Here is a 24,560-nt window from a genome sequence, read left to right as displayed (position 1 = left end):
TTCACTTTATAAAGAAATAAAAATCTTAAATTTAATTTATGTTTTTATCTAGTCTTAAAAATAAAAGAGCTGCTATATTAATAAAAAAAGAAATCTCTTCAATATTTAATCGAAAATTAATCTATTCTCCTCATAGGATTTTTATAATCATTACTCAAGTAATTCTCAATTCTGATTTTAGTTTAGCAAAAATTTTTATAAGTTTTTTTCCAAAAAAAAATCAATATTCTTTAATTAAAAAAATTAATAAAAAATCAAAATTTTATAAAAAAATTTTATTTCAAAATTTAAGATTTCATTTTAAAAAAATGCCGAATCTCTCTTTTTATATAGATGATTCATTAGAATATATAGAGAAAATCAATAAAGCCCTTCTAGGAAAAGAAGAAAATCCTCTTAAGAGAAAAAAAATAATTTAAAAATAATTAAACTTTTCGGAAGGATCTATATTTTTTAATGTTTCATACATTATATTAATACAATTTTCTATATCTTTTTTTATAGCCATTTCTACTGTTGTATACCTATAACGAATTGGAATAGAGATTAAAGCATAAATTCCCCTCGAAAAATAATCTTGATTGTTTACCAGTCTTTGAAATGATAAATTATTTTTATTAGCAATAAATATAATTTTTTCACGTAAATTATTGTTTATTGATGGAGAATAATTTATTACTGGTCCTAATCCGCATTTTATCTCTCCATTTATTTTTTTATTCCTCATCAAAGGATAAGTCTCATTACATACATCAATTTTTATAACTATATTAGCTGGGGTAGTCTCTTTTTTTCTTACAGTATTTATAACATATAACCCATATGGTAATAAAACATTATTTTTTTTTATTAATCTCATTACTTCGGCTATAATAAATCCACAAATTTTATGGGCACTACCTACATAATATTTATTATTCAATATAAAAAAATCATATTGAGAAGTAACCCTACAACCTACATTAATTCCCAAATTTTCTACTTCTTTTAAAGTAGAAGCCCCTATATCTATCAAAAAAAAATTTCCTAATTTTTCATAAATTTTATAAAAAAAAACTCCATCAATAATTCCATTTTTAGTATGAATATTCACACGTTTGGAAGGTGCAATTTTCTTATCAACACAAGCAACATAAATGATTCCATCATCTGAAATATAATTTATATACCATTGTCTTGCCTCTACATGAGCTTCAATTACAATTTTAAACGAATTATATTTATTTATTATTCCTATAACGGTTCCATAATTATCGGTTTCAATTGAATCTGAATATTGTTCTATATAATTCTTCCAAATTCTTGGAGAAGAAACTTCTTCTTCCACTAAAGAAGAAGCATATAAATATTTATATAAAAAAAATTCTGATTTTTTACATATTTTATACATATGTTTTATTTTTCTATCTCAGTAAATTTCACATTATTACTTCTAAAATTAAGTCTTAAATTAAATAATCCACCATTTCTATTTTTAGCTATTATAAATTCTGCTTCTCCTTGACAAGGAGAAGATTCCTCATCATCCCAATTATTAAAACCATAATAATCCGGACGATAAATAAATGAAACAATATCTGCATCTTGTTCTATAGCCCCAGATTCTCTTAAATCTGATAATAAAGGTCTTTTATACCCACCTCTTATTTCTACAGCACGTGATAATTGTGAAATAGCAACTATAGGTATATTTAATTCTTTTGCTATAGATTTTAAACTTCTTGAAATCAGAGAAATTTCTTGTTCTCTATTTAGAGGTTTATTTAAATTCCTATTACTTACTGTCATTAATTGTAAATAATCTATAATTATTATTCCTATTTTATATTGTGATACCATACGTCTACATTTAGCTCTTAAGTCAAAAACAGATAAAGAGGGGGTATCATCAATAAATAAAGGGGAATTTTTTAATTTTTTTATTTTAGTCAAAATATTCTTCCATTCAAAATCAGAAAAAACTGATTTTCTAAATTCTTCAGAAGAAATTTCTGTTTCCGAATAAATTAATCTTGTAATTAATTGTAGGGAAGACATTTCTAAAGAAAAAATCATTGTAGGTATATTATATTTAATAACAATATTTCTAGTCATAGAAAGAGCAAAAGAGGTTTTTCCCATTCCAGGTCGAGCCGCAATAATGATTAAATCAGATTTTTGCCATCCTCCAGTAAGATTATCAATCGATTTAAATCCTGAAGGAATTCCACTTAATCCATTATTAAGTTGGATTTTTTTTATATTTGATAAAGCATTATCAATTAAATTTTGAGCTTTTTCAGATTTTTTATTAAATTTATTCTGACTAATATTAAATAATTGTGATTCTGCATAATTTAAAAGATCCACTACATCCGTCGTTTCTTTATATGAAGTTTTTATTATATAAGAAGAAATTTCAATTAATCGTCTTAATATAAATTTTTGTTTAATTATATTTGCATGATATTCTATATGAGCTGAAGAAATGACTTTTTGAGTCAGTTTTATCAGATAATAATCTCCTCCTATAAAATTAATTTTGCCTTCTTTTTTTAATTGATTTGAAACAGTATATAAATCTATAGGCTGAGAATTATTAAATAATTTTTGTATCACTTTAAAAATTTCACGATTTTCATTTTTATAAAAAATTTCTGGAGTTATTATCTCTATAAGATTAGAAAAGACTTTTTTATCAATCATCAATGCACCTAAAACTGCTTCTTCTAAATCTATAGCTTGAGGGGGAGATTTTATCATTTTTTATAGATGAATCGGTTTCTTTCCTTTAGCCATTAATGCCGCTTCTTTAACAGCTTCACTAAAAGTAGGATGAGCATAAGTTATTAATGATAAATCATCAGATGATGCTTTTAATTCCATTGCTAATACAGCTTCAATTATTAGATCTGAAACTCTAGGACCTATCATATGAATTCCTAATATTTCATCTGTTAATTCATTAGATAAAATTTTTATAAATCCATTAATTTCTCCACTTGAAATAGCCCGGCCTAAAGCTTTAATAGGAAATTTTCCTATTTTATAATTTATATTCATATTTTTTAATTCTTTTTCACTTTTTCCTACACTTGCTACTTCTGGATTTGTATAAATTACAGATGGAATTAAATTATAATTAATTTTCTTTTTTAACCCATAAATTTTTTCTGAAACCAAAATTCCTTCTTTTTCAGCTTTATGAGCTAACATTAATCCTCCAATTACATCACCTATAGCATATATATTTTCTATATTGGTTTGTAAATTTTTATTTACTAATATAAACCCTTTATTATTTTTTTTTATTCCAATATTTTCTAATTCTAGATTTTTTGTATATGGAATTCTTCCTATTGATAATAAACAACAATCACATATTAAATTTATTTTCTCATTTTTATTTTTATTGGCATAAATTTTAACATTAGATTTAATTATTTCTATGTTTTCAACTTTTGTTGAAAAATAAAATTTAATTCCATCTTTTTTTAAAATATTTTTTAATTCTTTACTTAAAGAAAAATCTAATTTCTTTATTAAAGTTTTTTCATATTCAATTATTGTTACATCTGATCCTAATTTATTATATAATGATCCTAATTCAATCCCTATTACACCACCTCCTATTATTGCTAATTTCTTTGGAATATAATTCAGTGATAATATTTCTGTAGATGACAATATTTTTTTTCCATCTATTTTGGCAAATGGTAATTCCATTGGTTTAGAGCCAGTTGCTATTATAGCATAAGTAAAATTTATTTTTTCTATTTTCGATTCATTGTTTAAAACCAAAAGAGTATTTTTATCTTTAAAACTAGCTGTTCCTAAATAAGGGGTTATTTTATTTTTAAAAAAAAGATATTTTATTCCTTTACAAATGTTGTTAATAATATTTTTTTTTCTATTCATCAATTGATTAAAATCTAATAAAAGATTTTCAAAGGTTATTCCATGTTTAAAAAACATATTTTTAGCTTTATGATAAAATTCCGCAGAATATAAAAGTGTTTTTGATGGTATACATCCTACATTAAGACAAGTTCCTCCAAATTGATTATATTTTTCTATAATAGCAGTTTTAAATCCTAATTGTGAACAACGTATTGCAGATATATATCCACCAGGACCAGATCCTATTATAACAACATCATAAAAATTCATCTTTTTATTTAATTTCTTCAAGTTAAATTTAAGTTTATAACTTTATTTTCTCTAATTATGGTAATTTTTAGTTCTCCTGGAAACTTGATTTCAGTTTTAATTTTTTTCAATAAATCACAAGATAATTGTGAAAGTTTTTTTTCATCTATTTTTTCACTTTCAACAATAACACGTAATTCTTTGCCTGATTGAAGTGCAAAAGCTTTTTTTACTACATTAAAATTCATTGCTAAATTTTCAATTTCATTTAATCTTTTTAAAAAAAATTCATAATTTTTTCTTCTAATTCCAGGTCTAGAACTACTTATAGTATCTGATATTTGAATTATAGGAGATAAGAAGGATTTCATTTCTATTTCATCATGATGAGAACCAATAGAATTCCAAATATATGGATGTTCTCCAAATTTTTTTGCTAAATTCATTCCTAATAATGCATGAGAAAGTTCATATTCAATATCTGAAACTTTTCCAATATCATGTAACAATCCTGCACGTTTAGCAAATTTTACATTTAATCCAATTTCAGATGACAAAATTGAAGCTAAATTAGCAACTTCACGAGAATGTTCTAATAAATTTTGTCCATAAGAAGAACGAAATTTCATGGTACCTACCATTTTAATTAATTCTGGATGAATAATTCTTATTCCCATTTCAATTAGACTTTTTTTTCCAATTTTAAATATTTTATTTAAAATTTTTTTTTCAGAATAAAAAACCATTTCTTCTATTCGTGAAGGATTTATTCTTCCATGGAAAATTAATTGAACAATTGCCAATTTGGCTATTTCTCTTCTTATTGGATTAAAACTAGATAATAAAATATATTCTGGATTTTCATCTATTATAATTTCTACTCCAGTTAAATTTTCTAAAAATCTAAGATTTTCTCCATTTTTTCCTATAAGTTTTCCTTTCATTTTTAATGAATCTAAATTCAAAAGAGAAATAGAATTTTCTATAGAAAAAGATGTTGCTAATTTTTGAATAGATTGAATTATTATTTTTTTTGCTAAAAAATGCATTTGTTTTTTTTTTGTTTTAAAAATTATTTCAATATTTGAATTAAATATTTTTTTTTTTTCTTTTTTGAAAAATTTTATTAAAAAATAACGTGCAGTTGAAAATGAAATATTCGAAATATTTTCTAAAAAAAAAATATTTTTTTTATATAAATTATTAATTTTATATTTAAAAAAATTTAAAAAAAAACAATTTTTTTCATAAAAAAAAATTTTTTTAAATAAAGTAATTTTTTTTTTATTAAATAATAATTGTTGTTTATAAAATATTATAAACATTTATAAACTTAAATTAATTATGATTGATGAAAATTTAAAAGAAGAATTCAAAAAATTAAAAATTAAAGGAATTGAAGAAAATAATAATGCAGATTTTGAAAATTATAAAAAACGTCTCAAAATAAAAAATGCCAATAAAACGTTGGAATTATTACATATAAAAATGAAACATAAAAAAGGGGATATTTTTAATATTAGAAAATTAGTAACATAAAAACCAATTAAAAATGACAAAAAAAGATTATTACGAAATATTAGGTATATCCAAACAAGCCTCTCCTGAGGAAATAAAAAAAGCTTACAGAAAATTAGCAATAAAATATCATCCAGATAAAAATCAAAATAAAAATAAAAAAAAAGCTGAAGAAAAATTTAAAGAAGCAGCTGAAGCTTATAATGTCTTAAGTAATCCAGAAAAAAAACAACGTTATGATCAATTTGGACATTACGGATATTCTGGTTCGGAAGGAATGAAGATGGAAGAAATTTTTGAAAATTTTGGAGATTTATTTGGAGATGCTTTTAGTGGTAGTTTTTCAGACTTTGGATTTGGAAATTATAATAGAAAAAAAATTTTTAAAGGAAGTGATCTAAGAATCAGAGTAAAATTAACTTTAAAAGAAATTTTAAAGGGGGTAGAAAAAAAAATTAAAGTTAAACGCATGAAATTTGCTAAAGGTGGAGAATTTTTCTCTTGTAAAAATTGTAATGGAACAGGAAAAATTACTCGTGTAACCAATACGATTCTAGGGAAAATGCAGACAACTACTACATGTAATTTCTGCAATGGATTAGGAAAAAAAATTAAAAAACTTCCTAAAGGAGCAAATAATAAAGGTCTAAAAAAAGAAGAAGACTTAATAAGTCTTAAGATTACTCCTGGAGTTACTGAAGGTATACAATTAAAAATATCAGGAAAAGGAAATGAGGCTCCATTTGGAAATGGAATTTCTGGGGATCTTATAGTAGTTATTGAAGAAATTCATCATGAAAAATTCAAACGTGAAGGAAAAAATTTACATTATGATTTATATATATCTTTTCCAGATGCAGTATTAGGGACTTTTGAAGAAGTTCCTACTGTCGATGGAAAAGTTCGATTAAAAATCGAAGCAGGAACCCAATCAGGAAAAATTCTTAGATTAAAAGGGAAAGGATTACCTTCTATTGAAGGTTATGGAAAAGGAGATTTCCTGATTCATATCAAGATATGGACTCCTAACCAATTAAATGAAGACCAAAAAAAAATTTTTGAGAAATTTAAATTTGAAAAAAATTTTATTCCGAATCCTAAAAAAGGAAAAGAAATATGAAACGGGTAATTGTCGGAATGTCTGGTGGTGTAGATTCTAGTGTAGCAGCTTTGTTATTAAAAAAACAAGGTTATGAGGTCATTGGAATATATCTTAAATATTCTAATTCTAATATTAATACTTGGAGAGAAGATAGTATAGACGCAATGTTAGTTTCTCAAACTTTAAAAATTCCATTTTATATTATTGATATAAGTAAAATCTATAAAAAAAAAATTATAAAATATATTTATAAAGAATATAGAAAAGGTTTTACCCCTAATCCTGATATACTTTGTAATAGGAAAATTAAATTTAAAATCTTTTTAGAAAAATTAATTGATTTAAAATCAGATTTTATTGCAACAGGTCATTATGTTAGAAAAAAAGAAATTTTTGAAAATGGAAAAATTTATTATCAAATAAAATCTGGTATTGATCAGAATAAAGATCAATCATATTTTTTATGTAAACTTAATCAAAATCAAATAAAAAAATCTCTTTTTCCACTGGGAAATTTAACTAAAAAAGAAGTGAGACAAATAGCTAGTAAATATCATTTAATTAATGCTAAAAAAAAAGATTCTCAAGGAATTTGTTTTATTGGAAAAATAAAATTATTTAATTTTTTAAAATTAAAATTAAAAAAAAAAGAAGGTTCTATTATAGAAATTAATCAAAATAGTAAAAATTATAAAAAAGAAGATGGAAAAATTATAGGAAAACATATAGGAGCTCATTTTTTTACAAAAGGTCAAAGAAAAGGATTAAAAATTGGGGGATATAAATTTCCTTTATTTGTAATAGAAAAAGATATAAAAAATAATATTTTATATGTAGGAATGGGAAAAAATCATCCAGGATTATATACAAAAGTTGTTTTGATAAAAAAAAAAAATATTCATTGGATCAATCCAAATCATGATTTTTTTAAAAAAGAAGTTAAATGTAGAATTAGATATAGACAAAAGTTGCAAAAAGCTACTTTATATAAAAAAAAAAATAAAATATATGTAGAATTTGAAATTCCACAATTAGCTGTTAATGCAGGTCAATTTATAGTTTGGTATATAAATAATGAAGTAATAGGTTCTGGCAGAATAGGTTAAATTATAAATTATAAATTATAAATTATAAATTATAAATTATAAATTATAAATTATAAATTATAAATTATAAATTATAAATTATAAATGAAGGATAGGAGGAAATTGAAATTTTATAATTCAAATTCAAATTCAAATTCAAATTCAAATTCAGAGGATCCACTTAAAAGTATAAGATTTTATATTGAAAACAATTTTCAAATTCTTTCTATAGAAAGAATTATTTATGAATTTAATAAAATTTTATTAGATAAAAATCCTTCTAAAGGAATTTTTTTCTATTATAAAATAGGATTATTAAAAATAATTCTACCAGAATTAATAAATATTAAAGGTATAAAAAAAATTCATTGTTTTAAACATAAAGATAATTTTTATCATACATTAAAAGTAGTAGATAATATTAGTAATTATTCTAATAATCTTTGGTTAAAATGGGCAGCATTATTACATGATATTGGAAAATATCTAACTAAAAAATATAGATCAAATATTGGATGGACTTTTTATTCACATGAATTAATAGGTGCAAAAATGATTGATTCAATTTTTAAAAGACTTAAATTACATAAAAAAAAAAATATTAAATATATTAAAAATATTATTAAATATAGTTCAAGACCTATAACTTTAATCAGTTATTTGACTACTGATTCTTCAATAAAAAAATTATTAGTTAATATGGGGAATTCTATAGAAGATTTAATCTTCTTGTGTAAATCTGATATAACAACTAAAAAGTTTTTAAAAAAAAAACAATTTAAACAAAAATTGGATTTTTTGAAAAAAAAAATTAAAAAAATTGAAGAAAAAAAAAACAAAAAAAAATTTGTTTTTCCTTTATCAGGAGATAATATTATGAATATTTTAAATATAAATTCATGTAAAGAAATAGGAATTTTAAAAAAACTTTTAAAAAAAGCAATTATTAAAGGAATAATTCCAAATGACTTTAATAAAGCTTCTTTATTTATTAAAAATCTTTATTTATTAAAAAATTTATTCAAAATAAAGATAAAATAAAATAAAATAAAGATAAAATAAAATAAAGAAAAGAAAAAAATGTTAAAAATTCAATAAATGTTAAAAAAGCAGGAAAAGAAATGGGTTTAATTTAAATGTTAAATAAATAAATAAATATTTTAAATATAAATTCATGTCAATAAATTTAAAAAAAATTATTAATTAATTTTTTTTCTCCATACAAATGGATCATCAACTACATTATGTTGAATATCTAACAATCTTTTTTTTAAAAAAAAAGATATTCTTTTCTCATAAGAGATTTTAGGTAAAAAATAATTTTTACCTTTATATCCTATTTGTTTAAAATGATTTACAACCACTGCAGTCCCACACCCAAATACTTCTTTTACTAAATTTTTACGGAAACTATATAAAAGTTCTGAAACAGATAAATTACATTCTTTTACTTTTAAACCTTTTTCTTTTGCTAGAGTAATAATACTTTTTCTAGTAATTCCACTAAGAATTTTTTCATTAGCTGGAGCTGTTATTAAACAATCTTTAATATAAAAAAAAACATTCATTGTTCCTGATTCTTCTATAAAAGAATGAGTTGATGAATCAGTCCATAATATTTGATCATATCCTTCTTTTTGTGCTATATTAGTAGGATAAAAAGAAGAGGCATAGTTGCCTGCCGCTTTTGTAAAACCTATTCCTCCCTCAGCTGATCTACTATATTTTTGTTCTATCTTCACTTTTAAGGGAGTTGAATAATAATTCTTTGCAGGAGTACAAATAATCATAAAAATATATTTTTTAGATGGATTGGCTGATAATTTTCCATCTGAAGCTATAATAAAAGGACGAATATAAAGAGATTGCCCATAATTATTTGGAATCCATTTTTTATCTAAATTTATTAATTTTTTTAATCCATCTATAAAAATCGATTTAGATATTAATGGCATTTTTAAACGTTTAGCAGAAGAATTCATACGATTAAAATTTTCCATCGGCCTAAATAAAAATACATTTTCTAACTTATCTTTATAAGCTTTCATACCTTCAAAAATTGCTTGACCATAATGAAATACTAGTGAAATAGGAGAAACAGTAATTTTACCAAATGGTTTTATTATAGGATTTTCCCATTTTCCATTTTTAAAATTACAATAAAGCATATGATCTGAATAATGATTCCCAAAAGATATATCATTCAAATCAATTTTATTTATCCGGGATTTATAAATTTTTTCAATTATCATATTATTCAATTAAACTGAAATATTATATTTTCTTAACACATCATTTAATGATGTTTTTTTATCAGTACTTTTTTTTCTTTTTCCTATAATTAATGCACAAGGTACGTAATATTTCCCTGATTTAAATATTTTAGAATATGAACCAGGAATTACTACTGACCTTTTAGTAATTAACCCTTTTGAAATTTTTTTAGTGACATTTGTCACATCTATTATCTTAGTAGAAGCCGTTAATACTACATTAGCTCCTAATACAGCTTCATCTTCAACAATTACACCTTCTACTAAAATACATCTTGATCCTATAAAAACATTATTCCCTATAATAACAGGGGAATTTTGTAAGGGTTCTAATACTCCTCCTATTCCTACTCCTCCACTTATATGTACTCTATTCCCAATTTGGGCACAACTACCTATAGTTGCCCAAGTATCTATCATAGATTCTTTTCCTATAAAAGCTCCTATATTTACATAGGAAGGCATTAAAATTACATTCTTTGAAATAAAAGATCCATATCTTGCAAGAGCGGTAGGAACTACTCTCACACCATTAAAATTTTTTTTTAAAGGAATTTTATCAAAAAATTTAAATTTTCCAAATTCTATTAATTTTATTTTTTTTATTTTAAAATAAATTAAAATTGCTTTTTTTATCCATTCATTAATAATAATTTTCTTTTTTTTTGAAAAAGAAATTACTCTTAATTTCCCTTTATCTAAATATTCTATCACTTTTTCTACAGTAAATTTCAAATCACTTTCACAAATCTTAAATTTTTTCTCCCAATAAAAATCTATCTTTTTTTTTAAATTCAATATAATCTTGTCCATAAATTCTATCATAAATTATATTATATATATATTAATATTATATATATATTATATTATATTATATTATATTATATTATATTATATTATATTATATTATATTATATTATATTATATTATATTATATTATATTATATTATATTATATTATATTATATTATATTATATTATATTATATTATATTATATTATATTATATTATATTATATTATATTATATTATATTATATTATATTATATTATATTATATTATATTATATTATATTAATAATATATTTTTTTTATGTCAAAAATCTTATGTATTGATTTTGGAACCAAAAGAATAGGATTATCAATTCCTATTAGATCAATAGCATTTGGTCTAGAAACAGTAGATTACAATCATTTAATTGCCACAATCGATAAATATATAAAAAATAAATATATAGATACTCTTGTTATAGGACATCCTCTCAAATCTGATAAATCTCTTTTTCCAATAGAAAAAGATATTCTCAAATTTATAAACTTTTTAAAAAAAAAATATCCCAAATTAATAATCAAACGTATAGATGAAAGATTTTCATCTAAAATTGCTAATTATTTTTTAATAAATAGTTTTTTAAACAAAAAAAAAATAAAAAAAAGAAAAAAAATCTTAGATCAAATCAGTGCAATTCTTCTTTTACAAGATTTTCTAAGCAATTCTTCTTTTACAATCTAAAATTCATGATCATGATATTACCCATACTAATTTATGGTCACCCTCTCTTAAGAAAAAGATGTCTTGAAATTGAAAAATTCTCCAACTCCAACAAAATTAATTCTTTAATTAAAAATATGTATGATACAATGGGGAAAGCCCAAGGCATTGGATTAGCTGCTCCCCAAATAGGAATCTCTCTTCGTTTATTTATTATTGAATATAATAATTTTTATAAAAAAAAATTTAAACAAGTTTTTATTAATCCAAAAATTTTAAAAATTTATGGTTCATATTTGATAACTAAAGAAGGTTGTTTAAGTATTCCTAATATACTAGAAAATATAATCAGAAAAAATCATTTAATACTAGAATATTATGATGAAAATTGGAAAAAATATAAACAACATTTTAACGGGTTATTATCAATAATAATTCAACATGAATATGATCATATTGAGGGGAAATTCTTTCTAGATCACATTTCTGATCCCAAAAAATTATTTCTTCATAATCAATTAAAAAAAATCTCAGCTAAAATCAATCCTAATCCAAACAATAATTTACATTTTTAAAATTCTTCATTGCTAAATCCGCTAAACCTTTCCGATTTAAAACAAAATTTTTTTTCTTAAAAAAGAAAATTAAATTGGAATAGGATATTCCATTTTTTCTAGCTGCTGCATTAATCCGTTTAATCCATAATTTTCTAAAATTTCTTTTCTTCATTTTACGTCCCATGTAAGAATATTGAAATGATTTTTCCACTGCATTTTTAGCTACTGTATATAATTTACTTCTTGCCCCATAAAAACCTTTAGCATAATTTAAAATTTTTTTTTTATGTTTTTTGGAGGCTACAGCATTTCCTGATCTAGGCATTTAATTGTTTTTTTATATTTTTCATATCTGATTTATGTACTATCTCAAATTCGGATAATCTACGTTTTCTTTTATTCTTTTTTTTAGTTAAAAGATGATTTTTAAATGATTTTTTTCTTTTAATTTTTCCATTTCCTATCAATTTAAAACGTTTTTTGGCTCCAGATTTAGTTTTTAATTTTAATTTTAATTTTAATTTTAACATAAAAATTAAAATCTTTTAGGTGATAAAATTATATACATTTTTTTCCCCTCCATAATTGGAATTTGTTCTATTTTTCCAAATTTTTCAAGATAAGAAGCACATTTTAATAAAAGAATTTTTCCTTTTTCTTTATGAATAATCGAACGACCTTTAAAAAAAATTGTAAATTTCACTTTTTCTTTAGATTTTAAAAATCTTTCTGCATGTTTTCTTTTAAAAAGAAGATCATGTTCACATATTTGAGGAGTTAATCTTATTTCTTTAGTTCTCATTTTTTCTTGTTTATATTTTTTTGTTTTTTTTTTTTGTTCATATAAAAATTTTTTATAATCAATAATTCTCCCAATAGGAGGGTTTGTTTTAGAATTTATTTCTACTAAGTCTAACCCCAAATTTGAAGCTCTCTTTAAAGCTTCTTTCAAAGAATAAATTCCAGTTTCAATATTATTTCCTACTAACCTTAGTTCAGTAGCAGAAATCTTTTTATTTATTTTATAACTTCTCCTTTTGGCAGGTTTTCTTTTCATCAATTTTCATATTCTTTATAACAATATAAATAAAATAAAATTCTTTTCAAATTCAACACAAACTTATTTTACTTCTTCAAAATCTACATCTTGAACATTTTTATTTTTTTCCGATTTCTTCTCTGAATCATTTTTCTCATCTTTCTTTTTTTTAGTGTTATATAATTCTTGGGCTGAAGTAGATAATATCTTATTCATTATATTTATATAATGATCTATATCAGATATATTTTTTGAATTACGAGCCTCTTTTAGATTTTTTAAATTCAATTCAATCTTTTTTTTAGTTTCTTCTGAAATTTTATTTCCATACTCTTTCAGTTGTTTTTCAGTTTGAAAAATCATACTATCCGCAGAATTTATTTTTTCTATTTCTTCTTTTAATTTTTTATCTTTTTCGGCATTTTCTTGTGCTTCTCTTTTCATTCTTTCTATTTCATTTTGGCTTAAGCCGGATGAAGCTTGGATTCGGATAGATTGCTCTTTGCCAGTGCTTTTATCTTTAGCTGATACATTTAAAATTCCATTGGCATCAATATCAAATGTAACCTCTATTTGTGGAACACCTCTCGGTGCAGGGGCAATATCTATTAGATCAAATCTACCTATTTCTTTATTATCATTAAACATTGATCTTTCTCCTTGGCCCACACGGATAGTAACTGCTGATTGATTATCTGCAGCAGTAGAAAAAATTTCTGATCTTTTAGTAGGAATAGTAGTATTTGAGTCTATTAATTTTGTAAATACTCCACCTAATGTTTCAATTCCTAATGATAATGGAGTTACATCTAATAATAATACATCTTTTACATCTCCACTTAAAACTCCTCCTTGTATAGCTGCTCCTATTGAAACCACTTCATCTGGATTTACTCCTTTCGAAGGAGTTTTTTTAAAAAATTTTTCTACCTGTTCTTGTATCTTCGGAATTCGTGTCGAACCTCCTACCAAAATTACTTCATCTATATTTTTATCTATTAAATTTGCAGCTTCTAAAGCTTTTTTACAAGGATCTAATGATCTTTTCATAAGATGATCAGATAATTTTTCAAAATTTGCCCTAGTCAGAGTTTTTACTAAATGTTTTGGTCCATCAGCATTGGCAGTTATATATGGTAAATTAATTTCAGTTTTTGAACTTGATGAAAGTTCTATTTTTGCTTTTTCTGCAGCTTCTTTCAATCTTTGATGCGCCATAGAATCATTCCTTAAATCCACTCCTTGTTCTTTTTTAAATTCTTTTCCTAACCAATCTATAATAACTTTATCAAAATCATCCCCACCAAGGTGAGTATCTCCACTTGTAGATAAAACCTCAAATACACCCTCACCTAATTCTAGAATAGAAATATCAAATGTTCCTCCCCCTAAATCATATACCACTATTTTATTATTATTATGATTTTTATCTAATCCATAAGCTAAGGCTGCCGCAGTAGGTTCATTTATTATCCGTTCTACATTTAAGCCAGCAATTTCTCCAGCTTCTTTTGTTGCTTGACGTTGAGCATCATTAAAATATGCTGGGACAGTAATAACAGCTTTTTTAACTTCATTTCCAATATAATCTTCTGCTGTTTTTTTCATTTTTTGTAAAATAATAGCAGAAATTTCTTGAGGAGAATATAGTTTTTTTCCTATAGAAACTCTAGGAGTATCATTTTCTCCTTTTATTATTTTATAAGGAACATTTTTTAATTCTTCAGTCACTTCTGAAAAGTTTCGTCCCATAAAACGTTTAATCGAAAAAATAGTTTTATTCGGATTAGTAACAGCTTGCCGTTTAGCTGGATCTCCTACTTTTGTTTCTCCTCCTTCTAAAAAAGCAATTATTGAAGGAGTTGTCCTTTTTCCTTCTGAATTTGGAATTACCACTGGTGAATTGCCTTCCATTACAGAAACACATGAATTTGTAGTACCTAAATCTATTCCTATTATTTTACTCATTTTTTTTTTATTATATTATATTATATTATATTATATTATATTATATTATATTATATTATATTATATTATATTATATTATATTATATTATATTATATTATATTATATATATAATTTAATTTAATTTCAAATCAAAATTTAATTTAATTTAAAATTAAATTATAATTGAAAATCAAAATTAAAATATAATATATATATAATATATACTTTTTTTTTATAAAAAAATAAATGTTTTTTAAAACTTTATCAGCTAATAAAACTATTTTAAATAAAAATAAAAAATGGTTATTATTCGATGCAGAAAATCAAATTCTTGGTAGATTTTGTTCTATAATTGCAAAAATCCTAATAGGAAAAAATCAAATATTTTTTACTCCAAATCTTAATTGTGGAAATAAAATTATTATTATAAATGCAAGTAAAATAATTTTAACTGGAAAAAAATTTAAAGATAAAAAATATATTAGTCATAGTGGATTTCCTGGAGGAAAAAAAATCTCAACTGCAATTGAATTATTTAAAAAAAATCCTTGTCTTTTAATATATAAATCTATTTTAGGAATGTTACCAAAAACTTCATTAGGAAGCAAAATAAAAAAAAATTTATATATTTTTTCTACTGCAAACCATAATTTAAAAAAAACTATTAAATTAAATTTATTAAATATAAATGATATTTATTAATTATGAAAAATAGTATTCATACTATAGGGAGAAGAAAAACTGCTGTTGCTCGAATGTACATGAGAATTGGAAAAGGTTTAATTAAAGTAAATAATATTTATTATAAAAAATATTTTACTACTAATTTAGCATTTCATAAAATTTCCAGACCGTTAATTTTAACAGAGACTAAAAATAAATTTGATATTTATATAAAAGTTTCAGGAGGAGGAATAAATAGTCAAGCTGAAGCAATTAGCTTAGCTCTCTCTAGAGCTCTTTGTAAATTTGATATTAATAATAAACCTTTTTTAAAAGAAAACAATCTACTTACTAGAGATCCCAGAATGGTAGAACGTAAAAAATATGGGAAAAAAAAATCACGGAAAAAATTTCAATTTTCAAAAAGATAATATTATGTTAAATCTAAAGATAGATGAATTTATTAAAGTAGGAGCACATTTGGGACATATTTCATCAAAATGGAATCCAAATATGAGACAGTATATTTTTATGAAAAAATGTGGAATACATATTCTAGATATATCTAAAACTATAAAAAAGTTAAATGAAGCTTGTATATTTCTTAAAAATATTTCTTCTTCTGGAAAGAAAATATTATTTGTAGCAACTAAAAAACAAATAAAAACTATAGTTTCTGATTATGCAGATAAAGTTAATATGCCTTATATAACCGAAAGGTGGTTAGGAGGCATATTAACTAATATTGCCACTATCCGTCAATCTGTAAAACAACTTAAAGTTATAGATAGACAAAAACTAGATGGGACATATGAGATGATGTCTAAAAAAGAAAGATTCCTTATAAAGAGATTAAAAGCTAAATTAAAAAAAAATCTAGGATCTATCTATAAAATGAATTTTTTACCTGCATGTGTCATAATAGTTGATGTAACAGAAGAAAAAATTGCTGTAAATGAATGTTTGAATTTAGGCATTCCTATTATTGGAATAGTGGATACAAATTCTGATCCTAGAAAAATAAAATATCCTATTCCTGCAAATGATGATTCTTCAAAATCTATTAATTTAATATTAAGCTATCTAACCGATTCTATCATTGAAGGAATTTCTTTTTTTAAAAAAAATAAAAAAAATATGTAAAAAAAATATGTATAAACCTAAAATATCAGAAATAACGAAACTTAGAAAAAGTACGAACTCTGGGATAAAAGATTGTAAAAAAGCAATGATAGAATCAAATGGAAATTTCGAAAAAGCTATAGATTGGTTAAGAAAAAAAGGAGTTGCAGATGCAACTTCTTTTAAAAAAACCAATGAAGGTTTTGTAATTTGTAAAATTAATAAAAAAAAAACAATAGGAGTACTTTTAAAAATAAGTTGTGAAACAGATTTTGTCACTAAAAATAGTACATTTTTAAAAATGGCAAAAATTATAGCTAATAATGCTATATTTTGTAAATCAAAAGATGAATTATTATTATTTAAAATAAAAAAAAACCTTTCAGTAAAAGAAATGATTAATCATCATATTAATAATATTATTAAAGAACAAATAAAATTAATTTCCTTTGAAAGGATTCAATCAGAATTTGTAGGATATTATGTACATCATAGTAATAAAATTGGTTCAATAGTAGGGTTTTATAAATATAAATATAAATATAAATATAAATATAAATATAAATATAAAAAAATTATCGAAGCAGAAGCAGAAGCAGAAGCAGAAGCAGAAGCAGAAGCAGAAGCAGAAGCAGAAGCAGAAGCAGAAGCAATTTATAAAGAAATTGCTATGCAAATAGTTGCTACCAATCCTATAGGATTGGAGAAAAAGGATATTCCGAGAGATGTTATTAAAAGAGAAAAAAATATTATAATAAATAATTTATTATTTAAAAATCAAAATTTAATAAAAAAAATTATTATTGGAAAACTTAACAAGTTTTTTAATGAAAATGTATTATTGGATCAAAATCTGATAACAGATAAAAAAATTTATATAAAAAAATTTATTAAAAATTTAAAAATTTCTTCTTATAAAAGAATAAGTTAGTACCTAGAGCGGGAATTGAACCCGCACAGCTTTTTAAGAGCTACAGGATTTTAAGTCCTGCGTGTCTACCAGTTTCACCATCCAGGCAGGCAGCATAATATAATATAATATAATATAATATAATATAATATAATAAGCGAAGCGAGAAACGGGATTCGAACCCGCTACCACTACCTTGGCAAGGTAGTACTCTACCAGATGAGCTATTCTCGCAATTTATTTTTCAAATTTATTTTTCAAAAAGAATTTGAATTTTTTTTTTTATTTCCTCTATCTTTTTAAGAGCCTCAATAGGAGTCATATTATCTATATCTATATTATTAATAAATGAATAGATATTATAAAAATCTTTTATATTTCTTTTTTCTCTCTCTCTTTTAGCTAAAAATTTATTAGCTCTATTAATAATAGCATCTGGGATGCCTGCAAGTTTAGCTATATGGATTCCATAACTCTTAGTAGTTACAGTAGTTACTAATTCTAATTTTCTTGTAAAAATTATATTGTCATCTTTTTTTTTTACAGAAACACTATAATTTTTTATATTCTTAATATAATTACTTATAGTATTTAATTCATGATAATGAGTAGCAAATAATGTTTTGGGTTTATGAATATTTTTATTTAAAAATTCTATTATTGACCACGCTAAAGCAATTCCATCCTCATTACTTGTTCCTCTTCCTATTTCATCTAATATTAAAAAACTTCTATCAGAAAGATTATTTATTATCCTTGCTGTTTCATTCATTTCTTTCATAAAAGTAGATTCCCCCATAGAAATATTATCAGATGATCCCACTCTACTAAAAATTTTATCAATTATTCCAATCGAAGCATAACTTGCGGGAACATAGCTTCCTATCTGAGCCATTAATATTATTAATGCCGTTTGCCGTAAAATTGCAGACTTTCCAGCCATATTTGGGCCAGTAATAATAATAATTTGAGAATCATTATTATTCATAATAATATCATTTGGAATATATGATTTATTATCTGATGAATAAATTTGTTTTTCTATGACAGGATGTCTACCATCTTTTATAAAAATATTAAAAGATTCATTTAATTTGGGACATATATAATTATTTTCTAATGCCGATATCGCAAATGAGATAAAAATATCTATTTCTGCTATTAATTTAGAATTATATTGTAATCTCTCTGTTTCTTTAGATAAAGAATCTATTAATTTAGAAAAAATATTCTTTTCTATCAAAATAATTTTTTCTTTAGTAGAAAGAATTTTCATTTCATGATCTTTTAACTCATTTGTTATATAACGTTCACAATTAGATAATTTTTGTTTAAGATTCCAATGGCTGGGAACTTTTTTTTTTTCCAAATTTTTTATTTCGATAAAAAATCCAAATATATTATTGTATAATATTTTTAATTTTTTTATTCCAGAATTTTTTTTTTCCCTATTAAAAATTTGGTTTATAGATTTTTTACTTGAATTAATAATTGTTCTCAATTCATCTAATTCTTTAGAAAAGCCAGGTAAAATAATATTTCCTTTATTATAAGACATAGATAATATTTTTTCAATATGATTATATATATGATCACATTTTTTAATTTTATCTGATAATCTTTTCAATTCCTCCATTTTCGATTGAAAAAGCAGATTTTTTATTTCTGTAATTTTTTTTAAAGATTTTGATAACAAAATGAGATCATGTGGATTCACTTTATAAGAAACTATTTTTGATGTTAATCTTTCTATATCAGAAATATTTTTTAATTTTTCTGAAATTTCTTTTGAAATCTTCTTATTACTTCTTAATAAAGAAACTATTTTTTGTCTTTTTTTAATATCAAGAATATTTTTTCTTGGAAAAGTAATCCATTTTTTTAATAATCTTCCACCCATTGGAGATATTGTCTTATCTAGTATATTTATTAATGATATTGCTTTTTCATTTTTTGAATTTATAATCTCTAAATTTTCTAATGTAAAATCATCTAATGCAACATATTCATCTTCTATTAAATTAATTATATTAGATATATGACTAATTTTAATATTACATATACTCCCTACATAGTTTAATATTGCTCCTGCAGCAATAATCCCATTATATAAGTTTTCTATATTAAATCCTTTTAGAGAGTTAGTTTTAAAATGCATTAATAAATTTTCATAAGCAGATAAATAATCAAAAACCCAATCTTCCATTCCATTAGAATAATATTTTTTTTTTATTGATTTTAACCAATCTGATTTTATATTTTTTTTATAAAGAACTTCATTAGGATTAAATTTATTCAAAAATTGATCAATATAACTCTTAGATCCTTCTCCAACAAAAAATTCTCCAGTCGATATATCTAAAAACGATATTCCAATTTTATTGGTTTTGGTTTCTATCTGAATAGCTGCTAAAAAATTACTTTTTTTAGCTTCTAATACTTCACTATTAATAATTACACCAGGAGTAATTATTTCTGTTACCCCTCTATTTAAAATTTTGTTTTCTAATTGATCCTTTTTTTTTTCTAATTGATCACAGATAGCTACTCTAAATCCAGATTTAATTAATTTAGGTAAATAATTATCTATAGAATGATAAGGGAATCCAGCTAATTCAATAGATGAATTATTCTTATTATTACGTTTGGTTAAAACAATATTAAGAATTTTTGAACATTTTATAGCATCATTTCCAAACATTTCATAAAAATCTCCTACTCTAAATAAAATTAAAGTATCATCAGGATATTTCTTTCTTATATCAAAATATTGCCTCATCAGAGGTGTTATGTAAGCTTTTTTCATTTTATTGATATTGAATATATTTTTTCATATCAAATTTATCTATGATAAGAGATCCTTTTATTTTATCTATATTAAACATATAATCTTTCATTATTTTTTCACATATAGTTCTTAAACCTCTTGCACCTAAACTTAATTTAATAGCTGTCTCAGCTATTAAATCAATAGCAGAATCAGTAAATTCTAAATTTATTTTATCCAAAAAAAATAATTTTTTATATTGTTTTATAATAGCATTTTTAGGTTCTAATAATATTCTTTTTAAAGAATTTTTATCAAGAGATTTTAAATTAGATATAATAGGTAACCTTCCTATTAATTCAGGAATTAATCCAAATTTTTTTAAATCCGGTGATTCTACAAATTTTAATAAATCTTTTTCATTTATTTTTTTCTCCAAATTAGGTTTAAAACCTATAGTAGATATATTTAATCTATTTGATATAATATTTTTTAATCCATCAAATGCTCCTCCAGCAATAAATAAAATATTTTTAGTATTTATTTGTATAAATTGTTGTTCAGGATGTTTTCTTCCACCAAATGGAGGAACATTAACAATGGATCCTTCTAATATTTTTAATAAAGCTTGTTGTACGCCTTCTCCTGAAACATCTCTAGTAATAGATGGATTATCATTTTTTTTCGAAATTTTATCAATTTCATCTATAAATACTATTCCTTTTTCGGCTAAAGAAATATTATAATTAGCTGATTGTAATAATTTTGTTAAAATGCTTTCTACATCTTCTCCAACATATCCTGCTTCAGTAAGTGAAGTGGCATCTACTCTTGCAAAAGGAACATTTAAAAATTTAGAAATGCTTTTAGCTAAAAGAGTTTTTCCAGTTCCTGTCTCCCCTATCATTAAAACATTAGATTTTTCTATTTCTACTTCATTACCATTACCATTACCATTACCATTACCATTACCATTACCATTACCATTACCATTACCATTACCATAACCATAACCATAATTTTCATTAGTTCCATAACCATAACCATAACCATAACCATAACCATAATTCATAATTCTTTTATAATGATTATAAACAGCAACAGAAATTATTTTTTTCGCATCTTCTTGACCAATAACATATTGATCTAAAAAATTTTTAATTTTTTTAGGACTTTTCATATCCTTTTTTAACATTTCAAAATAAAATTTAAAAATAACATTTCAAAATAAAATTTCATCCACAATTCCATAATTTTTCGCTTCTTCGGAAGTCATCCAATAATCTCTATCAGAATCTTTTTGTACTTTTTCAAAGGGTTTATTAGTATGTTCACTAATAATTTTATTAAGTTCTTCTTTTAATTTTAATATTTCACGGACAGTTATTTCCATATCTGATGCTGATGATTGTCCTTTAGAGTAACCAATAGGTTGATGAATCAAAACTCTAGAATGTTTTAAAATAAATCTTTTTCCTTTTTTTCCAGAACAAAGTAAAATCGCAGCCATAGAAGCAGCTATTCCTGTACATATAGTAGATATTTCTGGTTTTACTATTTGCATCGTATCATAAATTCCTAATCCAGAATAAACACTTCCTCCAGGAGAATTAATATAAATTTGAATATCTTTCTTTGAATTTAAAGATTGTAAAAATAATAATTGAGCTTGTATAATATTAGCTATCTGATCATCAATAGGGGATCCTAAAAAAATAATTCTATCCATCATTAATCTTGAAAAAACATCCATTTGATATACATTATACTTTCTTTCTTCCATTATATATGGTGTCATTGATTTCATATAATTTTCAATATAACTCTTATTAATACTTTTAGTACTTAAAGCATATTTTTTAAATTCTTTTGAATAATTCATCATTTTATTTTATTTTATTTTTTTTTTTTTTAATATATACAATCTAATATAAAACCATGCCATGAATCTACTCTTAGGTAGTTTTGGAACTACAGAAATAGTAGTTATTGTTTTTTTAGCACTCCTACTTTTTGGTGGTAAAAAAATTCCTGAATTTATGAAAGGATTAGGTTTAGGGTTAAAAGAATTTAGAGAAGCAATTCAAGGTGTTCAAAGACAAAGAATTTGAATTTATTATTCAAGTTCAAGTTCAAGTTCAAGTTCAAGTTCAAGTTCAAGTTCAAGTTCAAGTTCAAGTTCAAGTTCAAGTTCAAGTTCAAGTTCAAGTTCAAGTTCAAGTTCAAGTTCAAGTTATTGAAGTTAAGTTAATTAAAGCTATTTCTAATGCAAGTCTTATATCCTTATTTGATTTATAAGTAATTTCAGTTTTATTACATAAATTTAATGCTTTTTTAATAAAATTCTTAGATATTTTTTTTGATTGAATCCAAAATTCTTTTTTTCTTTTTTCAGAAAAATAAATTAACTTAATAGTTCTTCTCTCTTTTGAGAGAAAAAGATTTCTAAAATGTTTAGATAAAGAAGTTATAAACATATTTATGTTTACACCTTTTTTAATAATCTCATCAAATAATAAGAAGACATTATATATCTCTTTTTTTAATATTAAATTTGTAATCTTTAAACAATATTCTATATCTAGTAACCCTAATTGATTATATACTCTATCACTTAATAATCTCTTATTAGAATCTAAAATTAGTTTATCAAATATAGATAAAGCATCACGTAAAGATCCATCTGAAATTTCAGAAATTAATAATAAAGCATCTTCTTCAAATTCAATTCCTTCTTTTTTACAAATTTTTCTTAAATAATTTGTAATCTCATTAACAGATATTCTCTTAAAATCATATACCTGACAACGAGAAATTATAGTTGATAATATTTTATTTTTTTCAGTAGTTGCTAATATAAATATTACATGTGATGGAGGATCTTCTAAAATCTTTAAAAAAGCATTAAATGCTGAATTAGATAACATATGAACTTCATCAATTATATATACTTTATATTTTCCATATTGGGGTCTAAAATTTACTTGATTTATAATATTTCTTATATCATCTACAGAATTATTTGAAGCGGCATCTAATTCAATTATATTAAACATACTCTTTTTTTCTTCATAATAAAAATTATTTACTTTTCTAGCGAGAATTTTGGCACAAGTTGTTTTGCCTACACCTCGTGGACCGCAAAATAAAAAAGATTTAGATAACATTTTTTTTTCTATAGCTTTTTTTAAAGTTTCTGTAATATTTTTTTGACCTATCACCTCCTCAAAATCTCTCGGTATATATTTTCTATATGAAACCACGTAATCCATTTAATTAACTTTTCTTTAATAAAACTTTTATTTTCATAGCAGCTTCTTCAAGAGAAGAAACATAAAAACAATTTATTTTTTTTAATTTTTTTTTGGCTAGTTTTACATTTGTCCCTTCTAATCTTATAATTATTGGCAAATTTATAAAATTTTTTTTTTCAAAAAATTTTAAAATTCCTTCCGCAACTATATCACAACGAACAATTCCCCCAAAAATATTTATTAAAATTAATTTCACTTTTTTATCTTTTAAAATTAAATCCAATCCTTTTTTTATACGTTTCAAATCTGCTTGGCCACCTAAATCTAAAAAATTAGCTGGATTAGCTCCAGTCAGTTTTATCATATCCATCGTAGCCATAGCTAACCCTGCTCCATTTACCATACAGGCTACCTCCCCATCTAACTTTAAAAAATTTACCCCGGCTTTTTTAGCTTCTAATTCTCTCGAATCCAAATCATCCCAATCCATTGACTTATAATCAATATGACGAAACATAGCATTCTCATCTAATATTCCTTTAGCATCTATTGCTAATATTTCATTTTTCTTAGTTATTAACAAAGGATTTATCTCCAAAAGATATGCATCCGAAGCTATATAAGCATTATAAAAATTTTTTAGAAACAATTTCAAATTCATCAAAGCTGAATCTTTCATTTTTAAATGAAATGCAATTTTTCTCA

Annotated in this window: 27 protein-coding genes and 2 tRNA genes (1 of these 29 running past the window's edge); 12 read left to right on the top strand and 17 right to left on the bottom strand. The window is 23.1% G+C overall.

The window, feature by feature from the left end; genetic code table 11:
* The first annotated feature begins 38 nt into the window (after window positions 1–38).
* The gene (rbfA, locus tag DDE61_RS00585) at window positions 39–419 is read left to right on the top strand and encodes a 30S ribosome-binding factor RbfA (protein WP_110473198.1); all 381 of its coding nucleotides are present in this window, start codon (window positions 39–41) and stop codon (window positions 417–419) included.
* Here rbfA and DDE61_RS00580 read toward each other — a convergent pair.
* Genes DDE61_RS00580 through DDE61_RS00565 form a run of 4 tightly spaced genes read right to left on the bottom strand, consistent with a single transcriptional unit; the run spans window position 416 to window position 5,453 of the window.
* Window positions 416–1,390, bottom strand: a complete 975-nt coding sequence (locus DDE61_RS00580; RefSeq protein WP_110476762.1) for a zinc-binding metallopeptidase family protein — start codon at window positions 1,388–1,390, stop codon at window positions 416–418. The two genes, rbfA and DDE61_RS00580, sit on opposite strands and share 4 nt — an antisense overlap.
* Before the next feature lie 5 nt (window positions 1,391–1,395).
* Window positions 1,396–2,742 carry a replicative DNA helicase gene (gene dnaB, locus DDE61_RS00575; protein WP_110476761.1) on the bottom strand — a complete coding sequence of 449 codons (1,347 nt, stop codon included), beginning with the start codon at window positions 2,740–2,742 and terminating at the stop codon, window positions 1,396–1,398.
* 3 nt (window positions 2,743–2,745) lie between these two features.
* Window positions 2,746–4,149, bottom strand: a complete 1,404-nt coding sequence (gene lpdA, locus DDE61_RS00570) for a dihydrolipoyl dehydrogenase (protein ID WP_110476859.1) — start codon at window positions 4,147–4,149, stop codon at window positions 2,746–2,748.
* A gap of 17 nt (window positions 4,150–4,166) precedes the next feature.
* Window positions 4,167–5,453 (bottom strand): HDIG domain-containing metalloprotein, encoded by a 1,287-nt coding sequence (locus tag DDE61_RS00565; protein ID WP_110467248.1) that lies wholly within the window; start codon window positions 5,451–5,453, stop codon window positions 4,167–4,169.
* A 19-nt stretch (window positions 5,454–5,472) separates the two neighbouring features.
* On the opposite strand from DDE61_RS00565, the gene DDE61_RS00560 reads away from it, so the two are divergent.
* The 4 genes from DDE61_RS00560 to DDE61_RS00545 all read left to right on the top strand — a co-directional run bounded on the left by DDE61_RS00560 (window position 5,473) and on the right by DDE61_RS00545 (window position 8,874).
* On the top strand, window positions 5,473–5,667 hold the full coding sequence (locus tag DDE61_RS00560; protein WP_110467247.1) for a hypothetical protein: 195 nt from the start codon (window positions 5,473–5,475) through the stop codon (window positions 5,665–5,667).
* A gap of 13 nt (window positions 5,668–5,680) precedes the next feature.
* On the top strand, window positions 5,681–6,766 hold the full coding sequence (locus DDE61_RS00555; protein WP_110476760.1) for a DnaJ C-terminal domain-containing protein: 1,086 nt from the start codon (window positions 5,681–5,683) through the stop codon (window positions 6,764–6,766).
* On the top strand, window positions 6,763–7,854 hold the full coding sequence (gene mnmA / locus DDE61_RS00550; RefSeq protein ID WP_110476759.1) for a tRNA 2-thiouridine(34) synthase MnmA: 1,092 nt from the start codon (window positions 6,763–6,765) through the stop codon (window positions 7,852–7,854). The genes DDE61_RS00555 and mnmA overlap by 4 nt, the downstream gene beginning before the upstream one ends.
* Before the next feature lie 84 nt (window positions 7,855–7,938).
* On the top strand, window positions 7,939–8,874 hold the full coding sequence (locus DDE61_RS00545) for an HD domain-containing protein (RefSeq protein WP_110476758.1): 936 nt from the start codon (window positions 7,939–7,941) through the stop codon (window positions 8,872–8,874).
* A 158-nt stretch (window positions 8,875–9,032) separates the two neighbouring features.
* Here the strand turns inward: DDE61_RS00545 and DDE61_RS00540 are convergent, their stop codons facing one another.
* On the bottom strand, window positions 9,033–10,085 hold the full coding sequence (locus DDE61_RS00540) for a branched-chain amino acid aminotransferase (RefSeq protein WP_110467390.1): 1,053 nt from the start codon (window positions 10,083–10,085) through the stop codon (window positions 9,033–9,035).
* 9 nt (window positions 10,086–10,094) lie between these two features.
* Window positions 10,095–10,919, bottom strand: a complete 825-nt coding sequence (locus DDE61_RS00535; RefSeq protein WP_110467388.1) for a 2,3,4,5-tetrahydropyridine-2,6-dicarboxylate N-succinyltransferase — start codon at window positions 10,917–10,919, stop codon at window positions 10,095–10,097.
* 277 nt (window positions 10,920–11,196) lie between these two features.
* On the opposite strand from DDE61_RS00535, the gene ruvX reads away from it, so the two are divergent.
* On the top strand, window positions 11,197–11,616 hold the full coding sequence (ruvX, locus tag DDE61_RS00525) for a Holliday junction resolvase RuvX (RefSeq protein ID WP_110476757.1): 420 nt from the start codon (window positions 11,197–11,199) through the stop codon (window positions 11,614–11,616).
* An 11-nt stretch (window positions 11,617–11,627) separates the two neighbouring features.
* Entirely contained in the window at window positions 11,628–12,170 is a 543-nt protein-coding gene (gene def, locus DDE61_RS00520) for a peptide deformylase (protein WP_110476756.1), read from the top strand.
* Here def and rplT read toward each other — a convergent pair.
* The 4 genes from rplT to dnaK form a co-directional block, all read right to left on the bottom strand.
* Window positions 12,142–12,477, bottom strand: a complete 336-nt coding sequence (gene rplT, locus DDE61_RS00515) for a 50S ribosomal protein L20 (protein WP_110476755.1) — start codon at window positions 12,475–12,477, stop codon at window positions 12,142–12,144. The two genes, def and rplT, sit on opposite strands and share 29 nt — an antisense overlap.
* Window positions 12,470–12,682, bottom strand: a complete 213-nt coding sequence (gene rpmI, locus DDE61_RS00510; RefSeq protein WP_110476754.1) for a 50S ribosomal protein L35 — start codon at window positions 12,680–12,682, stop codon at window positions 12,470–12,472. The genes rplT and rpmI overlap by 8 nt, the downstream gene beginning before the upstream one ends.
* Window positions 12,683–12,687: 5 nt before the next feature.
* Window positions 12,688–13,209, bottom strand: a complete 522-nt coding sequence (gene infC / locus DDE61_RS00505) for a translation initiation factor IF-3 (RefSeq protein ID WP_110476753.1) — start codon at window positions 13,207–13,209, stop codon at window positions 12,688–12,690.
* A 63-nt stretch (window positions 13,210–13,272) separates the two neighbouring features.
* Window positions 13,273–15,159 carry a molecular chaperone DnaK gene (gene dnaK, locus DDE61_RS00500; RefSeq protein WP_110476752.1) on the bottom strand — a complete coding sequence of 629 codons (1,887 nt, stop codon included), beginning with the start codon at window positions 15,157–15,159 and terminating at the stop codon, window positions 13,273–13,275.
* 226 nt (window positions 15,160–15,385) lie between these two features.
* Between dnaK and rplM the strand changes: the two genes are divergently transcribed.
* The 4 genes from rplM to tsf are packed head-to-tail and all read left to right on the top strand — an operon-like array spanning window position 15,386 to window position 17,855.
* Entirely contained in the window at window positions 15,386–15,841 is a 456-nt protein-coding gene (rplM, locus tag DDE61_RS00495) for a 50S ribosomal protein L13 (protein ID WP_012784057.1), read from the top strand.
* Window positions 15,842–15,843: 2 nt separating this feature from the next.
* Window positions 15,844–16,233, top strand: coding sequence for a 30S ribosomal protein S9 (rpsI, locus tag DDE61_RS00490; protein ID WP_012784056.1), 390 nt, complete (start codon window positions 15,844–15,846; stop codon window positions 16,231–16,233).
* A gap of 4 nt (window positions 16,234–16,237) precedes the next feature.
* Entirely contained in the window at window positions 16,238–16,945 is a 708-nt protein-coding gene (gene rpsB / locus DDE61_RS00485; RefSeq protein ID WP_110476857.1) for a 30S ribosomal protein S2, read from the top strand.
* A 7-nt stretch (window positions 16,946–16,952) separates the two neighbouring features.
* Window positions 16,953–17,855 (top strand): translation elongation factor Ts, encoded by a 903-nt coding sequence (gene tsf, locus DDE61_RS00480; protein ID WP_110476856.1) that lies wholly within the window; start codon window positions 16,953–16,955, stop codon window positions 17,853–17,855.
* Here the strand turns inward: tsf and DDE61_RS00475 are convergent.
* The 5 genes from DDE61_RS00475 to DDE61_RS00455 all read right to left on the bottom strand — a co-directional run bounded on the left by DDE61_RS00475 (window position 17,856) and on the right by DDE61_RS00455 (window position 22,483).
* Window positions 17,856–17,942 (bottom strand) — tRNA-Leu (locus DDE61_RS00475).
* A gap of 53 nt (window positions 17,943–17,995) precedes the next feature.
* A tRNA-Gly gene (locus DDE61_RS00470) sits at window positions 17,996–18,068 on the bottom strand.
* 16 nt (window positions 18,069–18,084) lie between these two features.
* Entirely contained in the window at window positions 18,085–20,640 is a 2,556-nt protein-coding gene (gene mutS, locus DDE61_RS00465) for a DNA mismatch repair protein MutS (RefSeq protein WP_110476751.1), read from the bottom strand.
* Window position 20,641: 1 nt separating this feature from the next.
* Window positions 20,642–21,796 (bottom strand): ATP-dependent Clp protease ATP-binding subunit ClpX, encoded by a 1,155-nt coding sequence (gene clpX / locus DDE61_RS00460; RefSeq protein WP_204352372.1) that lies wholly within the window; start codon window positions 21,794–21,796, stop codon window positions 20,642–20,644.
* 27 nt (window positions 21,797–21,823) lie between these two features.
* Window positions 21,824–22,483 carry a ClpP family protease gene (locus tag DDE61_RS00455; RefSeq protein WP_110467235.1) on the bottom strand — a complete coding sequence of 220 codons (660 nt, stop codon included), beginning with the start codon at window positions 22,481–22,483 and terminating at the stop codon, window positions 21,824–21,826.
* Window positions 22,484–22,544: 61 nt separating this feature from the next.
* Between DDE61_RS00455 and DDE61_RS00450 the strand changes: the two genes are divergently transcribed.
* The gene (locus tag DDE61_RS00450) at window positions 22,545–22,712 is read left to right on the top strand and encodes a Sec-independent protein translocase subunit TatA/TatB (protein ID WP_041520607.1); all 168 of its coding nucleotides are present in this window, start codon (window positions 22,545–22,547) and stop codon (window positions 22,710–22,712) included.
* 117 nt (window positions 22,713–22,829) lie between these two features.
* Here the strand turns inward: DDE61_RS00450 and dnaX are convergent, their stop codons facing one another.
* Together dnaX and sucC are read right to left on the bottom strand one after the other, a co-directional pair.
* Window positions 22,830–23,873: a DNA polymerase III subunit gamma/tau gene (dnaX, locus tag DDE61_RS00440; protein ID WP_110476749.1), complete on the bottom strand. Its 1,044-nt coding sequence runs from the start codon at window positions 23,871–23,873 to the stop codon at window positions 22,830–22,832.
* Between the two features lie 4 nt (window positions 23,874–23,877).
* A protein-coding gene (gene sucC, locus DDE61_RS00435) for an ADP-forming succinate--CoA ligase subunit beta (protein WP_110476748.1) crosses the window boundary here: on the bottom strand, window positions 23,878–24,560 show its 3' portion. It continues 487 nt past the right edge of the window; the window shows 683 of its 1,170 coding nt (coding positions 488–1,170); the start codon falls outside the window, past its right edge; the stop codon is at window positions 23,878–23,880.

It is taken from the genome of Candidatus Karelsulcia muelleri (genome assembly GCF_003214255.1).
GTDB classification, from domain to species: Bacteria; Bacteroidota; Bacteroidia; order Flavobacteriales; family Blattabacteriaceae; genus Karelsulcia; species Karelsulcia muelleri_B.
This window is presented reverse-complemented; position numbering and strand designations above follow the sequence as displayed.

What these genes read in the sequence shown, in the direction of transcription:
- rbfA (WP_110473198.1), top strand. Translation starts at nt 39, where the DNA reads ATGTTTTTATCTAGTCTTAAAAATAAAAGAGCTGCTATATTAATAAAA.
- DDE61_RS00580 (WP_110476762.1), bottom strand. Translation starts at nt 1,390, where the DNA reads ATGTATAAAATATGTAAAAAATCAGAATTTTTTTTATATAAATATTTA.
- dnaB (WP_110476761.1), bottom strand. Translation starts at nt 2,742, where the DNA reads ATGATAAAATCTCCCCCTCAAGCTATAGATTTAGAAGAAGCAGTTTTA.
- lpdA (WP_110476859.1), bottom strand. Translation starts at nt 4,149, where the DNA reads ATGAATTTTTATGATGTTGTTATAATAGGATCTGGTCCTGGTGGATAT.
- DDE61_RS00565 (WP_110467248.1), bottom strand. Translation starts at nt 5,453, where the DNA reads ATGTTTATAATATTTTATAAACAACAATTATTATTTAATAAAAAAAAA.
- DDE61_RS00560 (WP_110467247.1), top strand. Translation starts at nt 5,473, where the DNA reads ATGATTGATGAAAATTTAAAAGAAGAATTCAAAAAATTAAAAATTAAA.
- DDE61_RS00555 (WP_110476760.1), top strand. Translation starts at nt 5,681, where the DNA reads ATGACAAAAAAAGATTATTACGAAATATTAGGTATATCCAAACAAGCC.
- mnmA (WP_110476759.1), top strand. Translation starts at nt 6,763, where the DNA reads ATGAAACGGGTAATTGTCGGAATGTCTGGTGGTGTAGATTCTAGTGTA.
- DDE61_RS00545 (WP_110476758.1), top strand. Translation starts at nt 7,939, where the DNA reads ATGAAGGATAGGAGGAAATTGAAATTTTATAATTCAAATTCAAATTCA.
- DDE61_RS00540 (WP_110467390.1), bottom strand. Translation starts at nt 10,085, where the DNA reads ATGATAATTGAAAAAATTTATAAATCCCGGATAAATAAAATTGATTTG.
- DDE61_RS00535 (WP_110467388.1), bottom strand. Translation starts at nt 10,919, where the DNA reads ATGGACAAGATTATATTGAATTTAAAAAAAAAGATAGATTTTTATTGG.
- ruvX (WP_110476757.1), top strand. Translation starts at nt 11,197, where the DNA reads ATGTCAAAAATCTTATGTATTGATTTTGGAACCAAAAGAATAGGATTA.
- def (WP_110476756.1), top strand. Translation starts at nt 11,628, where the DNA reads ATGATATTACCCATACTAATTTATGGTCACCCTCTCTTAAGAAAAAGA.
- rplT (WP_110476755.1), bottom strand. Translation starts at nt 12,477, where the DNA reads ATGCCTAGATCAGGAAATGCTGTAGCCTCCAAAAAACATAAAAAAAAA.
- rpmI (WP_110476754.1), bottom strand. Translation starts at nt 12,682, where the DNA reads ATGTTAAAATTAAAATTAAAATTAAAATTAAAAACTAAATCTGGAGCC.
- infC (WP_110476753.1), bottom strand. Translation starts at nt 13,209, where the DNA reads ATGAAAAGAAAACCTGCCAAAAGGAGAAGTTATAAAATAAATAAAAAG.
- dnaK (WP_110476752.1), bottom strand. Translation starts at nt 15,159, where the DNA reads ATGAGTAAAATAATAGGAATAGATTTAGGTACTACAAATTCATGTGTT.
- rplM (WP_012784057.1), top strand. Translation starts at nt 15,386, where the DNA reads ATGTTTTTTAAAACTTTATCAGCTAATAAAACTATTTTAAATAAAAAT.
- rpsI (WP_012784056.1), top strand. Translation starts at nt 15,844, where the DNA reads ATGAAAAATAGTATTCATACTATAGGGAGAAGAAAAACTGCTGTTGCT.
- rpsB (WP_110476857.1), top strand. Translation starts at nt 16,238, where the DNA reads ATGTTAAATCTAAAGATAGATGAATTTATTAAAGTAGGAGCACATTTG.
- tsf (WP_110476856.1), top strand. Translation starts at nt 16,953, where the DNA reads ATGTATAAACCTAAAATATCAGAAATAACGAAACTTAGAAAAAGTACG.
- mutS (WP_110476751.1), bottom strand. Translation starts at nt 20,640, where the DNA reads ATGAAAAAAGCTTACATAACACCTCTGATGAGGCAATATTTTGATATA.
- clpX (WP_204352372.1), bottom strand. Translation starts at nt 21,796, where the DNA reads ATGTTAAAAAAGGATATGAAAAGTCCTAAAAAAATTAAAAATTTTTTA.
- DDE61_RS00455 (WP_110467235.1), bottom strand. Translation starts at nt 22,483, where the DNA reads ATGAATTATTCAAAAGAATTTAAAAAATATGCTTTAAGTACTAAAAGT.
- DDE61_RS00450 (WP_041520607.1), top strand. Translation starts at nt 22,545, where the DNA reads ATGAATCTACTCTTAGGTAGTTTTGGAACTACAGAAATAGTAGTTATT.
- dnaX (WP_110476749.1), bottom strand. Translation starts at nt 23,873, where the DNA reads ATGGATTACGTGGTTTCATATAGAAAATATATACCGAGAGATTTTGAG.